This is a genomic window from Gillisella taibaishanensis (assembly GCF_001938985.1).
Taxonomy (GTDB): Bacteria; Pseudomonadota; Alphaproteobacteria; order Rhizobiales; family Rhizobiaceae; genus Allorhizobium; species Allorhizobium taibaishanense.
Genome location: NZ_MKIN01000019.1, coordinates 69970 through 82813 on the forward strand (window position 1 = coordinate 69970; position 12844 = coordinate 82813).

The window sequence follows — 12844 nt, forward strand, 5'->3', positions numbered from 1 at the left end:
GACGTCGGCCCTGCCCCAAGGCGTAATCATATACCTAAAGCGCCTGGAGACGATCGTATTCGATCGTCTCTACCATCGCCAATGCGGCATCGCTGGTAAGTCCACGCTCAATCGCCGTCACCAAGGCCCGGTGGCTTTGTAGAACCGGCGCAAGATCGTAAGGAAGTTCGTATGCGATTACAGATCGATAGGCTAACGCATGCGACAATTCTATCACGCCCTGCAGCGCCCGGATAAAGGGATTACTGGCCGCTTCAGCAATAATTCGATGCAGTTCGAAGTCGGCGAGACAGAAGCTTTGCGGCTCTGACAGGGCCACTTCCATCTGCCTCAGCCAGTAATGCATCAGGCGGATTTGATCGCCGGTGCGGTCACGTGCTGCATCTGCCGCGGCCAAGGGTTCAAGCGCATGGCGCACCTGCCAGAGACCGGCGAGAAACTCTTCATCAGGCTCAGCTTCCAGACACCAGGCCAATACCTGTGGATCATAGAGGTTCCAGCGACTCTTCTTCGCGACCTTAGTGCCTACTTTCGGGCGCGCTTCCACCAGTCCCTTGGCTTCGAGGGTCTTCAGCGCCTCGCGTAACACCGTGCGGGACACGCTGAACTCGTCCATCAAGGCGGCATCGTTGGGCAGGATCGAGCCCACAGGAAAGCGGCCGGAAATTACTCCGGCGCCGATTTCGTTGATCACGTGGGAATGGAAGTTGCGCGCCGTGGCCCGCCCGGAAAGGGAGCGAAGCAGGCTCCCCGGGTCGATCATACGGTAGCCTTTTTCATCCTCGTGCGTCCATTTCCAGCATGAAACACCAGCTTCTGCAACAGGATGAACATCAACAGCAAAGCCCCGATGGCGATTTTCGTCCACCAACTCGAGAGCGTGCCTTCAAAGACGATATAGGTCTGCACCAGTCCTTGCAGCATCACGCCGATCAGGGTTCCAAATATGAAACCGTAACCTCCGGTCAGCAACGTGCCGCCTATCACCACCGCAGCGATGGCGTCAAGCTCGATGCCGACGGCGGCGAGCGGGTAGCCGGCGGACGTGTAGAGGGAATAGACGATACCGGCCACACCCGAGAGAAATGCCGAGAGAGCATAGATGCCAATTGTTACCGGCCCGGTTGGCACACCCATCAGCGCCGCCGACACCGGATTGCCGCCGAGTGCATAGACATAGGAACCAAACCGAGTGCGATGAGCGATAAAGCCGCAGACCAGAAATGCGCCGAGCATCAGCAAACCGATTGCGCTGAGACGGCCCCCGCCCGGCAGGCGAAGATATGCCTGCGAGATCGCCCTGTAGACCGGGTTATCGATCGGAATACTGTCCTGCGTCAGCACCGAGGCGATGCCACGCGCCAGGAACATGCCAGCAAGCGTCACGATAAATGACGGTACCTTGAGGAAGTGAATGACCGCCCCCATGACCGCCCCGAAACAAGCCGCGGCCGCCAGCACGATCGGAAACACCACGATTGGATCAAGCCCGACATGGCTAATCAATAAGGCTGTCAACACGCCAGTCAGACCGATAATGGCACCGACCGACAGGTCTATGCCGCCAGAGAGAATGACGAAGGTCGCGCCGACGGCGGCAATACCCAGAAAGGCGTTGTCTGTCAGAAAGTTGCCGAGCACCCGGGTCGAGAACATTCCGGGATAGCTAATGACGCAGAGCGTATAGGCGACAACGAAGATCAGGGTTGTGGCGACCAATGGCCGATAGCGCGGGTTCATCCCATTTTCTCCGGAGCCTGAATATTGACTTGTGTTTTGGATTTGGCCTGATCGGCCTGCGGCAACACGGTGGAGCGGCGCTTCCAGCCGGCGACGAGCTCCCCGACCCTGTCGGACTGTAGGATCAGGATAACGATGATGACGCTGGCTTTGACGATCAGGTTGAATTCCGGCGGTAGGCCCGAGACCAGAATGCCGGTATTCATCGCCTGGATGATAACGGCGCCGAGTACGGACATTGGAATGGAGAACCGACCACCGAGCAGCGAGGTGCCACCGATCACGACTGCAAGGATCGCATCGAGTTCCAGCCAAAGGCCGGCATTGTTCGCATCAGCACCGCGAATGTCAGCGGCGGCAATGGTGCCGGCGATGGCCGCGCAAAGCCCCCCGAACCCGTAGACGGCAAGGATAAGAGAGCGGCTGCGAAGACCGGTGTAATTGGCGGCAGACAGGTTTGTGCCGATCGCCTCAATGAACAGGCCGATGGCAGTCCGGCGCATGAGAGCATGAGCAGCAAGCATCAGCACAAGAGCGATTACGACCGGCATCGGAAAGCCGAACAGCGAGCCGGTACCGACGAAAACCAAGGCCGGGTCGCTAAATGTCACGATGGTACCCGACGTGACCAATTGCGCCAGTCCCCTGCCCGCGACCATCAGCACAAGCGTGGCGACGAACGGCTGGATGCCGAGATAGGCAACCAGCAGACCGTTCCAGAGCCCACAGGCCAGGCCGATGCCAAGGGCTGCGGCTAAGGTGACGATTAAGGGCTGGCCAGCCACCGCGCAGGTGGCGGCTACGGCACCGGCAACCGCCATCACTGCACCGACCGACAGGTCAACACCGCGTGTGGCAATGATTGCGGTCATGCCGACCGCCAGAATGGCAACCGGCGCGCCGCGATTGAGCACGTCTATCAAGCTGCCGAACAGCCGACCATCACGCCAGGCAATGTCGAAGAAGCCTGGAAAGACCAGCCAGTTCAAGAGCAGAACAGCAAGAAGTGCTGCGAATTGCGGTTTCATAAATGCGGAACCCAAGCGGATTTTCATGGTGCAGCGCCTTCGAACGGGGCGGAAGATGTGGGTTGGGCCGCAATGGTCTGTACAATCACGTCAGGCGCGATATCGGCCCCATGCAATTCTGCCACCATTGCCCGGTCACGCATGACCACGATACGCGAGGAATAGCTGACGACTTCGTCAAGCTCGGAGGAAATGACAATCAGCGCCAATCCGTCTTCCCGCAGCCGACTGATCATCCGTACGATTTCGGCATGCGCACCGACGTCGATACCGCGCGTCGGTTCATCGAGGATTAGAAAGCGCGGATCGGTCGCAAGCCAGCGGGCAAGGATTGCCTTTTGCTGATTGCCACCGGACAAAAGCTTGATCGGCAATTCAGCAGACGCGGTGCGAATATCCAGCGCCTCGATAAAGTGACCGGCAATCTCCATCTGCTCGTCACGACTCAGCGTGCGGAACCAGCCAAGTTTTGCCTGCATCGCAATGATGATGTTTTCTCGCACGGAGAGATCACCGAAAATGCCGTCGGCCTTGCGGTCTTCAGGGCAAAAGCCGAAACCCAGATCTATTGCATCGCGTGGCGAGCGGATTTTTCGCGATTTGCCGTCTAGGACGAGTTCGCCCTGATCGGCGGCGTCGATGCCGAACATCAGCCGCGCCATTTCCGTGCGGCCGGAACCGAGAAGGCCAGCAACGCCGATAACTTCACCCTTGTGGATGTTCAAGGTAAAGGGCTGGACCTTGCCGCCAAGCCCGTAGGCCGAAAACTGCATGAGGCTCTCGCCAACTTCTGCCTCGATGCCAGCAACGGCATCCTCGTGAAGCGAGAGGTCTTTGCCCAGCATCATTCGCACCAAGGTCGTGCGGTTGAGATCGTCGATCGGCTGGCTGCCAACCAGGCGTCCATTGCGTAGCACTGTCGCGTGATCGCAAAGCTCGAATACCTGATCGAGGAAATGGGTAATGAAGACGATGGCGAGCCCCCTCGCCTTCAGCACTCGGATCACCTCAAACAGTTTGAGCACTTCGGAGCGATCAAGGCTGGCGGTGGGCTCATCGAGGATCAGCACCTTGCCGGATAACTCGACGGCGCGTGCAATGGCGATGATCTGTTGGACCGCGACGGAAAAGGTCGATAGCTCGGCATGCACGTCGATATCGAGGCCATAGCCTGCGAGAATGCGGCGGGCATCGCGTGCCATGGCGCGCTGGTCGACGAGACCGAAGCGACGCGGCTGGCGGCCGATGAAAAGATTGTCTGCCACGGTCATATTGGCCAGAAGATTGACCTCTTGATAGACCGTGCCAATGCCAGCGGCCTGAGCCTGCAGCGGTGTGGCAAAGCTCATTGGCGTGCCATCCACCAGCACAGTGCCGCTGTCGGGCGTATAGGCGCCAGTCAGTATCTTGATGAGGGTCGATTTACCGGCACCGTTTTCGCCGAGAAGTGCATGCACTTCGCCTGGGCGGAAGGTGATGTCTATATTTTGCAAGGCGACATGGGCGCCGAAAGTCTTGGTAATGGCTGTTGCGGCCAGCACGGCCTGTTGGCTGCTCGTCATCGTGTCACCCGGCTGCTGCCTCTCAGCGCATTCCGACAGAAAGCGGGACATGCTTCCGGTTCAGCAATGCACAACACAAAAGATCAGAGCGTTTCCGGGTTTCCATGAAACGCGGAAACGCTTGAGTATATGGAGCCGCGCCCGACAGACGTCCTGCCAGGCGCGGATGCGGCAACAGTCTTAGTAGCCAAGACCCTTGCGGCGCTCGTACTCACCCTTCGGGTCATCTGCAGGCGTATAGAGCTTGGATTCGGTGATGATGAACTTCTCAGGCTTCTTGCCGTCCTTGAGATAGGCGGCAAGTGCATCGAACGCCGGACCAGCCATGTTCGGCGTCAGTTCGACCGAAGCATTGGACTCACCCGCCATCATCGCCTGGAAGATATCAGGAACGCCGTCAATCGAGACGACCTTGATGTCCTTACCTGGCTTGAGGCCAGCGTCCTTGATAGCCTGGATGCCGCCGACAGCCATATCGTCATTGTGGGCATACATGGCGCAGATGTCTTTGCCGCCATTTTCAGCCTTTAGGAAGCCTTCCATGACTTCCTTGCCCTTTGCACGGGTAAAGTCGCCGGTCTGACTGCGGATGATAGAGATGTTGGAATGGCCCTTGATCGCGTCCTCGAAGCCCTTCTTGCGGTTGATCGCCGGTGTGGAGCCAACCGTGCCCTGAAGTTCCACGACCTTGCATGGCTTGTCGCCGACGGACTTGACCAGCCAGTCGCCGGCAACCTTGCCTTCCTTGACCTGGTCGGAGGCGACTGAGGTCAGGTACAGATCCTGCGGAGCATCGATACCGCGGTCGAGCAGGATGACCGGGATCTTGGCTTCCTTGGCTTCCGTCAGCACATCTTCCCAGCCGGTCGCAACGACAGGCGCGACAAGAATGGCGTCTACGCCCTGGGCAATAAAGCCGCGGATCGCCTTGATCTGGTTTTCCTGCTTCTGCTGGGCATCAGCAAACTTCAGAGTAATCTTGCGCTTTTCGGCTTCCATCTTGGTGACCGAAGTTTCAGCCGCGCGCCAGCCGGATTCAGAACCGATCTGCGAGAAGCCGACCGTCAGATTGGCCGCCATGGCCGAAGAGCAGGCGAGCGCGGTCATGCTCACGCCAAGCGCGAATTTGCAAAGCATATTCATGGATGTCCTCCCAAAAAAAACGTCACCTCCATGACGTCTGCGGCAATTCATAGGCACAAATATTAGGGTTGTAAAGATGATTAGTAGTATTATATGTGCTGCACTGCAGCATAGCGGAAATGATGTCCTCAAGAGCCCTTTATAGAATGCCCCAGGCCCGGTAACGACCACGGCCGGTCAACTCGCGCAACGGTAATTGCTTGAGTAGTCCGAGCGCGCCTTGAGGCGTCAAATCAAGTTGTTTGGCGACAAGGCCCGCCGAGACCAGCGGTCGCGATAACACCAGATCAACGAGGTCTGACAGCTTGGACGAACCGCGCCGACCCACGGTGCGGCGCTCGAGCGTCGTGCGGGCAAGAGATAGCCGGTCGTGCTCCTTCAGCCCGAGCCTAGCCCCCTTCTCGAAACCGTCGATAATCGCAAGCAGCCTCTGGCTCCGCTGATGCGCTTGGCGTTGTTCTCGCGGAACGGCCCTCAAGCCAATAGAAACCGCAGGCAGATGGAACTGGACCAAGCCGGTTTTGTGCAGGTAGGCTGCGGCGAGCAGCCGGCCTAGCCATGGGCTGTGCTCGCTCACGTCATGGCTTTGCCAGGCGTCGAGCAAACAGGCGGCAGCAAGAACCGGGGGGAGATTTTGGACGTCTTCGACCAATGCCCTCCAATCGGACAGCCTCTCCTCTTCGTTCCAGTCAGGGTCGTAAACAATGGCGCGCGGATCGTCGGCGCGGGATTGGAACCGACGAGTTGAGACATCGTCGAGTACAGATGCGCTGCGCTTGAGGATAGCATCAAAGCGGTCGAGTTCTGCTTGAAACTCATCTGCCGAGCTATCGCCTGTCTGGCCGTCTTCCGCAAAGTCTGCGTCCTGAGATGAACCGGCCGTCCCGGTGGGCCGGTCACCGCCTATCCCACTTTCACGTCCGCGCAATCGCAGAAGTCCCTGATCGCTGAAGGCCCACGCAGGTGGATGCTGCACAATTTCGCGGCGGCTGCGCAGGATGAGATGGGCGATGGTCAGTTCATGCGTAGGCGTCCGGGTGTCCATCCTCGCATCGTGGAAAACAAGATCTTCCATATGTACCAGTTCGCCATCCACCCAGAGCGACGAGATCGCATCGGCATAATGCTGACGCTCCCGCAAACCAGCGCCAACAGGAGATCGCGCCGCACGCTCATCAAGCCGTACGATCGCTTCTGCCGCCGCTGAGACAGGAGCGAGCAAGCTTTGCCAAGGCAATTTTTCAACTGAGTAACGCATTGAAAACACGTTACTCCAGTTTCTATATGAAAGAGAAGAGGGCGTTAGCTTTCATCAACGATATCGCGTGCGAAAAGCTTATTCGTCAAGATCTGGGGAAAATTGGACCGATCTTTCAGGTAAAATGCCACAAAGCGCGTCGGATTAGAAGCTTATTTTCGCTTTATTCGCAAGAATGGTTAAAACGGTATCTTTACGGCGCATGGCTGTGGCTACGGGCTGACCGACGCGTCGACGTGACAAGCGTATATGACCACGAGATCAGTCACCGTACATCACCTGCTGACAAACCGGTTTTTCGCGAACTACCTTAGGCTCGTTTAAAGCTAGCGACCTGGCAATGTTCCGGGGGCCTGCGGTCGCTGCATGGAAACTGTCTGCGAAAGTGGAGCTGACATCGGAGCGACTAATGATCGGCTTCGTTGGCGCCGTTTTGCTTTTTTACGCACGACGTCCGAACACTCAAATGTGGGGACGCAGCCTCATCAAAACTGGCATCCTTAAGTTACCATCGCCGCAAGTAGAATTTACATTGTCACTAAGAGACCATGTCGCGCGGTGAAAAGCGACTTTGGAGCCGTAGATCACCTCACCGATGGCGCCATGCTGATGCTCCGGGTCCAAGCCATAAGCCTGGAGGAGCAAGAACCCTGATCAATCCGGGTTGAGGTCTTCAGCAGATAAAAAGAATGCTGGAGCCATAAGTGTTTCATCCTCAGCGTCTGCATTTGGCGGCGCAGCTTCTTCGATGACTTTGTGCTCGGCCAGAGCCAGAAGGTCCGCCTGCTTTTGCCTGAGATCGAGATGTCGCAGGATATCTGCCGCATAGACGGGATTGGCTCGGGGATCATAGAATTCGGCGACAGGAACGCCCATCTCCCGCCTCTGAGTTTCCAGGCGCAAACGCAAGGCCCGCGCGGCATCCCGCGTCTCGAAATACAGACGCATAACGTCGACTAATGGGAAATCATGGTCGGGGCGGGCCATGAGACACTCCTATGCTTCTATTGAAGGAGTGCGCAGACACGATTCGCATGGCGAAGTCGAGGCAAAAGCCCTAAAAATCACTGGATAAATTCATCCAGAAACTGTCGCCGGAAAGAGTGAGGAAGCCGCGCGTACGCAATACATTTCGCGCTTGAAGCTGTTATGCCCGCGCAGGAGTAAAGAAGTCATGAAGATCTCGAAGCTTTCTTCTATAGCCCAATGAGTTCAGCATTGGCGGCGCCGAATTTCGTGTCGACGACATTGGTAGCTAGCGCTGTAGAGATCACGCGCCCGCCCTCCTTCGTTGACAGCTGTCAACACGAATGATGGTGCGAAGCTAATTCCGGTTGACAGCTGTCAACGCTCAAAGCGAAGGCGCCGTCTAGCAGTTGAAGTTCAAGCCAGCCAAGACTTCATGTCTAAAGCCCCCCACCCGCCGTCCGCACATGGACCAACAAGTCGACAAGGTGAACGTCACCGTCGCCCGATTCACGCAGCGATTACCGGCGACGAGCTAACCGCTTCTTTCTGTCGTTCGGCAGGCTGCCCAAGTCAAGCCACTTCAAGCTGTGCAGATCCTATGTCGCGGGAGCGGCTGGAACAACCGCCGCAGCCCCATCAAGAAGCAAAGCTACTCCAAGAGGCCGATGAAATGATGGGGAGGAAGCCCTGGGCTACTGAGCTGCAGAATTGCCCGACGGTAACGTAACGTACTTCATTTATTGATCTCAGAACCGCCAAAGCCGTCCTTCTGAAAGCGAGCTCTTACAAGCGGTCCTCGGAAAATACGTAGCAAGATAAACACAGCAAAAACCAGAACAACCATACTAGGGGCCAGAGCCGGGGTCAGAGTTAGGACAGTCGAGTTCAGCAACGCACAGCCGCCGTCAGCAGAAGACAAGCAAGAAGGCCATGATGTGGCAGCAGAATTACCTCCAGTTCAACTACTGGCCGAAGAGAGAAGAGGGAGGGGAGGGGAGGGGAGGGGAGGGGAGGGCTGGCTACCCGCTAACAAGAAGGCAACGCTCTTCCAGCAAAGCAAAACTTCCTCTTCAACGCCATCAGCATCGGGACCAACTTCAACATACCTCCAAATCCACCAGGATCCATGCCTCCGCTGGAGATAAGCCCTCGCCTACACACCGTCTCAACAAATCGTCAGTTCGATTTCATTTCACCCACTTGACGTTATGTTATCGATAACATAGGTTTACGAACGTCACTTTGGGAGGAGTAACAATGGTCGATACAAGGATCCTGGAATTTCGAGGAATCACCAAAACATTCGGTGGAACCCGCGCTCTTTCTGATGTCTCGATTGATCTCCGTCCAGGCGAAATTTTAGCGCTGCTTGGCGAAAATGGCGCCGGAAAATCAACGCTGATCAAGACGCTGGCAGGCATTTACAAGCCCGATCAAGGCGAAATTCGTTTTAAAGGTGAGGGCTATCACCATCGTCCTCCAAAACCAAATCAACGCCAACCGGTGGCGTTTATCCATCAAGATCTCGGACTGATTGAATGGATGACCGTTGCAGAAAATGTTGGTCTCGCCCAGGGTTATTCGCTTAGGAACAAATTGATCAACTGGCGCGCCACGGAAGCACGCACAGCAGAGGCACTACGGTTGGTGGGCTGCGACTTCGACCCGTCAACTCGCGTCCAAAACCTGACGCGGACCGAAAAATCATTGGTCGCTATCGCCCGCGCTCTTGCTGTAGAAGCCGATGTGCTTGTTCTCGATGAGCCTACCGCCAGCCTTCCGGCTGATGAAGTGGAAAAACTATTCGCCGCGATCAGACCGTTAAAGCAACGTGGCGTTGTAATGATCTATGTATCACACCGCCTGGACGAAATTTTTCGCATCGCAGATCGGGTCGCAGTATTGCGCGACGGGCAGTTGGTCGGCGAGAAGCCCGTCAAAGAGACCACGCCAGACGAGTTAATCCGCATGATCGTTGGCCGTAAAGCCGACCAACTCTTCACCAAGAGCAACGCACCCGCTGGCCCTGCCATTGTGAAGGTAAGGGACCTCGCCTGCCGTGGAGCGGGACCAGTTTCCTTCGATATTCGCCAGGGCGAACTGCTCGGGCTTGTCGGCCTGCGCGGCGCAGGCCACGAACTGGTGGGCCGCGCTTTATTTGGCGCAGAACCCGCCTCCGGCACCGTCACCATAGCGGACCAAAAAGTCGATCTCACCAATCCTACGACGGCCATGACGAGTGGCGTAGGGCTGATCGCACGCGACCGAACGGAAGAATCGGTCGCCATGTCTCTTAGCCTGAGGGAAAACACCTTCATCAATCCCGGCGCCTCCGGCCGGCGTCTCTTTTCCTTCAAGACTCCAGACCGGGAAGCCGCAGAAGCCCATGCCATCGGCACGCGCGTTGGGCTCAGGCCAAATGACCAGAGCCTCGCAATCGAAGCACTATCGGGCGGAAACCAGCAAAAAGTTGTCGTCGGCCGTTGGCTCGCAACCGATCGTAAACTTCTGGTAGCGGAGGACCCAACCGCCGGCGTCGATGTCGGCGCCAAGGCCGACATCTATCGTCTGATCGCCCAAGCGGTCGAAGGCGGGTTGGCCGTGTTGGTCGTCTCGACCGATTTCGAAGAGATCGCTCATATCTGCCAGCGAGCGCTGGTATTTTCCCGTGGCCAGATCCTGAGGGAACTGAGCGGCACGGATTTGACGACAGAAGCGGTGATTGCCGCAGCCTCCGCCTCTGACGCGGCGTGACTTTGGGAGAGAAACAATGCAATCCATCGAATCCAATGCACTGGAACCCACCCGCGCCGAATTGGCAGGAATGACGCTCGGTCAAAAAATCCAGCGCCTGCTACCTGTCTACGGCCTGGTATTTTTGACTGTCGGCCTGATCCTGCTGTTTTCGCTGCTCTTGCCGCAGACCTTTCCGACGGTGCTCAATCTCCGCTCGATCATCTCCGACAAGACAATCATCGCCATCCTGTCGCTTGCAGCGATGATCCCGATGGCTGCCGGCCGCATTGATCTCACCATCGGCTATGGCATCGTGCTCTGGCACGTTCTCGCCATTAGCCTGCAAACAATGTTCGGCCTGCCATGGCCTGTCGCCGTGCTGATCGTCATTGCGCTTGGAGCCATGACCGGCTTTCTCAATGGCTTGTTGGTCGAAGTTGCGAAGATCGACAGCTTTATCGCAACCCTCGGCACCGGAACCGTGCTTTACGCCATAGCGCTCTGGCACACCGGCGGCCGTCAGGTCGTCGGCATGCTGCCGCAGGGCTTCTATAATCTGAACGGCACGATGGTCTTCGGTTTGCCGATCACAGGCATCTACGTGCTCGTTCTCGCGGTCGTGATGTGGCTGGTGCTGGAATACACACCGCTTGGCCGCTACGTTTACGCTATCGGCGCCAATCCAAAGGCTGCAGCCCTGAACGGCATTCCGGTTCGCCGCTTTGTTATCGGCGCTTTCGTGACATCAGGCACTTTGGCCGCGGTTGCAGGCGTCCTGCTGGCGTCGAAGCTGCGGATCGGCCAGGCCAGCGTCGGCCTCGAATATCTGCTGCCCGCTCTCGTCGGTGCCTTCCTGGGTTCAACCACGATCAAGCCCGGACGGGTCAATGTCTGGGGCACGATGATTGGGGTGATCATCCTTGCGGTTGGTATCGCCGGCATCCAGCAGATCGGCGGCTCTTTCTATGTCGAACCGCTGTTCAATGGCGTCACGCTTCTGGTCGCAATCGGCATTGCCGGATATGCGCAGCGCCGCCGCAGCCTGTCAGGCCGAATGGCGCCCGTGCCAAAGCCCCAGGCCGAAAAACAACAAGCCTAACAAATTTCGAAATCAACATTTCCAGAGGGAGGAATGGATATGAAGCGCAGATATCTTTTGCAGGCGACCAGCGTCATCATGTTGCTGGCAGCTAATCAGGCTCTGGCCGATCCAATGGCAGACGCCAAGGCCGTTGTCGACAAATATGCCAGCAAGGTCACGACCTGGGACGGCCCAACAACTGCCCCGAAGCCGCAACCCGGCAAGACCATTGTCGTCCTGGCCGGCGACCTGAAAAACGGCGGCATCCTCGGCGTCAGCAATGGCGTGCAGGAAGCAGCCAAAGCCATCGGTTGGCAAGTCAAGGTGCTGGACGGCGCAGGCTCGATCGGCGGACGTACCTCCGCCTTCGGTCAGGCCATGGCATTGAAGCCGGATGCGATTATCATCGATGGCTTCGATGCGGTCGAACAGGCCCCGGCACTGGAACAGGCGAAAGCCGCCAAGATCCCGCTCGTTGCCTGGCACGCCGGCCCCACTATCGGCCCGGATGAAAAGAACGGCCTGTTTGCCAATATCAGCACCGATGCCATGGAAGTATCGAAGGCCGCAGCAGATTGGGCCTATGTCGATGCCAAGGGCAAGCCGGGCGTGATCATCTTCACGGACTCGACCTATGCGATCGCGATTGCCAAGGCCGATAAGATGAAGGAAGAAATAGAACGGCTCGGCGGTAAGGTTCTCGCCTATGTCGATACCCCGATTGCCGAGACATCACAGCGCATGCCGCAGCTCACGACATCGCTGCTGCAAAAATATGGTGACAGCTGGACCCATTCACTTGCCATCAACGACCTATATTTCGACTTCATGGGTCCGTCGCTTGCCTCAGCAGGGAAGGGGGGCACTGATGCGCCGATCAATGTCGCCGCCGGTGATGGATCCGAATCCGCCTATCAGCGTATTCGTGCCGGCCAATATCAGAAGGTGACGGTTGCTGAACCGCTGAACCTCCAGGGCTGGCAGTTGGTGGATGAATTGAACCGGGCGCTGAACGGTGAAAAATGGTCAGGTTATATGTCACCGCTGCACGTGGTGACCGCTGACAATGTCGAATTCGACGGCGGTCCGAAAAACTCGTTCGACCCCGACAATGGCTACCGCGACGCCTATAAAAAGATCTGGGGCAAGTGAGCTGCCGCTTTAGAGTTTGTCAGGGAAGAGCAAAACCCGGTTTTCCCGAAAAGATAAACGAAAACAGACTCTAGCGATCCAGACGAAAAAATCTTGGGCCATGCATCGAAATGGATGCATGGCCCAAATTGTATGGCAAGATCTTATGGGGCGTGGCCAGTTCCCTGTCGCACGG

The 12844-nt window shown here is 57.2% G+C and carries 10 protein-coding genes; 3 read left to right on the plus strand and 7 right to left on the minus strand.

Features of this window, described 5'->3' with window-relative positions:
- Positions 1 to 34 precede the first annotated feature (34 nt).
- From BJF91_RS03820 to BJF91_RS03850, 7 genes are all read right to left on the minus strand, one after another.
- Entirely contained in the window at positions 35 to 763 is a 729-nt protein-coding gene (locus BJF91_RS03820) for a FadR/GntR family transcriptional regulator (RefSeq protein WP_075613165.1), read from the minus strand.
- On the minus strand, positions 760 to 1740 hold the full coding sequence (gene yjfF / locus BJF91_RS03825; protein ID WP_075613166.1) for a galactofuranose ABC transporter, permease protein YjfF: 981 nt from the start codon (positions 1738 to 1740) through the stop codon (positions 760 to 762). The genes BJF91_RS03820 and yjfF overlap by 4 nt, the downstream gene beginning before the upstream one ends.
- Complete coding sequence (locus tag BJF91_RS03830) at positions 1737 to 2768, minus strand: ABC transporter permease (RefSeq protein WP_234801537.1); 1032 nt, start codon at positions 2766 to 2768, stop codon at positions 1737 to 1739. Before BJF91_RS03830 ends, yjfF begins: the two co-directional genes overlap by 4 nt.
- Before the next feature lie 23 nt (positions 2769 to 2791).
- Positions 2792 to 4330: a sugar ABC transporter ATP-binding protein gene (locus BJF91_RS03835; RefSeq protein ID WP_075613406.1), complete on the minus strand. Its 1539-nt coding sequence runs from the start codon at positions 4328 to 4330 to the stop codon at positions 2792 to 2794.
- Positions 4331 to 4510: 180 nt separating this feature from the next.
- Positions 4511 to 5467, minus strand: a complete 957-nt coding sequence (ytfQ, locus tag BJF91_RS03840) for a galactofuranose ABC transporter, galactofuranose-binding protein YtfQ (RefSeq protein WP_075613407.1) — start codon at positions 5465 to 5467, stop codon at positions 4511 to 4513.
- Between the two features lie 145 nt (positions 5468 to 5612).
- Positions 5613 to 6731 carry an RHE_PE00001 family protein gene (locus tag BJF91_RS03845; protein ID WP_075613168.1) on the minus strand — a complete coding sequence of 373 codons (1119 nt, stop codon included), beginning with the start codon at positions 6729 to 6731 and terminating at the stop codon, positions 5613 to 5615.
- A 654-nt stretch (positions 6732 to 7385) separates the two neighbouring features.
- Positions 7386 to 7718, minus strand: coding sequence for a hypothetical protein (locus BJF91_RS03850; protein WP_139310577.1), 333 nt, complete (start codon positions 7716 to 7718; stop codon positions 7386 to 7388).
- Positions 7719 to 8957: 1239 nt separating this feature from the next.
- Here BJF91_RS03850 and BJF91_RS03855 point away from each other — a divergent pair.
- From BJF91_RS03855 to BJF91_RS03865, 3 genes are read left to right on the plus strand one after another with little or no spacing between them, the layout of a single operon-like run.
- Entirely contained in the window at positions 8958 to 10454 is a 1497-nt protein-coding gene (locus tag BJF91_RS03855) for a sugar ABC transporter ATP-binding protein (RefSeq protein WP_075613170.1), read from the plus strand.
- Between the two features lie 16 nt (positions 10455 to 10470).
- Positions 10471 to 11535 carry an ABC transporter permease gene (locus BJF91_RS03860; RefSeq protein ID WP_075613171.1) on the plus strand — a complete coding sequence of 355 codons (1065 nt, stop codon included), beginning with the start codon at positions 10471 to 10473 and terminating at the stop codon, positions 11533 to 11535.
- 39 nt (positions 11536 to 11574) lie between these two features.
- Entirely contained in the window at positions 11575 to 12669 is a 1095-nt protein-coding gene (locus BJF91_RS03865; protein WP_075613172.1) for an ABC transporter substrate-binding protein, read from the plus strand.
- The last annotated feature ends 175 nt before the right edge of the window (positions 12670 to 12844 follow it).

What these genes read in the sequence shown, in the direction of transcription:
- BJF91_RS03820 (WP_075613165.1), bottom strand. Translation starts at nt 763, where the DNA reads ATGATCGACCCGGGGAGCCTGCTTCGCTCCCTTTCCGGGCGGGCCACG.
- yjfF (WP_075613166.1), bottom strand. Translation starts at nt 1,740, where the DNA reads ATGAACCCGCGCTATCGGCCATTGGTCGCCACAACCCTGATCTTCGTT.
- BJF91_RS03830 (WP_234801537.1), bottom strand. Translation starts at nt 2,768, where the DNA reads ATGAAACCGCAATTCGCAGCACTTCTTGCTGTTCTGCTCTTGAACTGG.
- BJF91_RS03835 (WP_075613406.1), bottom strand. Translation starts at nt 4,330, where the DNA reads ATGACGAGCAGCCAACAGGCCGTGCTGGCCGCAACAGCCATTACCAAG.
- ytfQ (WP_075613407.1), bottom strand. Translation starts at nt 5,467, where the DNA reads ATGCTTTGCAAATTCGCGCTTGGCGTGAGCATGACCGCGCTCGCCTGC.
- BJF91_RS03845 (WP_075613168.1), bottom strand. Translation starts at nt 6,731, where the DNA reads ATGCGTTACTCAGTTGAAAAATTGCCTTGGCAAAGCTTGCTCGCTCCT.
- BJF91_RS03850 (WP_139310577.1), bottom strand. Translation starts at nt 7,718, where the DNA reads ATGGCCCGCCCCGACCATGATTTCCCATTAGTCGACGTTATGCGTCTG.
- BJF91_RS03855 (WP_075613170.1), top strand. Translation starts at nt 8,958, where the DNA reads ATGGTCGATACAAGGATCCTGGAATTTCGAGGAATCACCAAAACATTC.
- BJF91_RS03860 (WP_075613171.1), top strand. Translation starts at nt 10,471, where the DNA reads ATGCAATCCATCGAATCCAATGCACTGGAACCCACCCGCGCCGAATTG.
- BJF91_RS03865 (WP_075613172.1), top strand. Translation starts at nt 11,575, where the DNA reads ATGAAGCGCAGATATCTTTTGCAGGCGACCAGCGTCATCATGTTGCTG.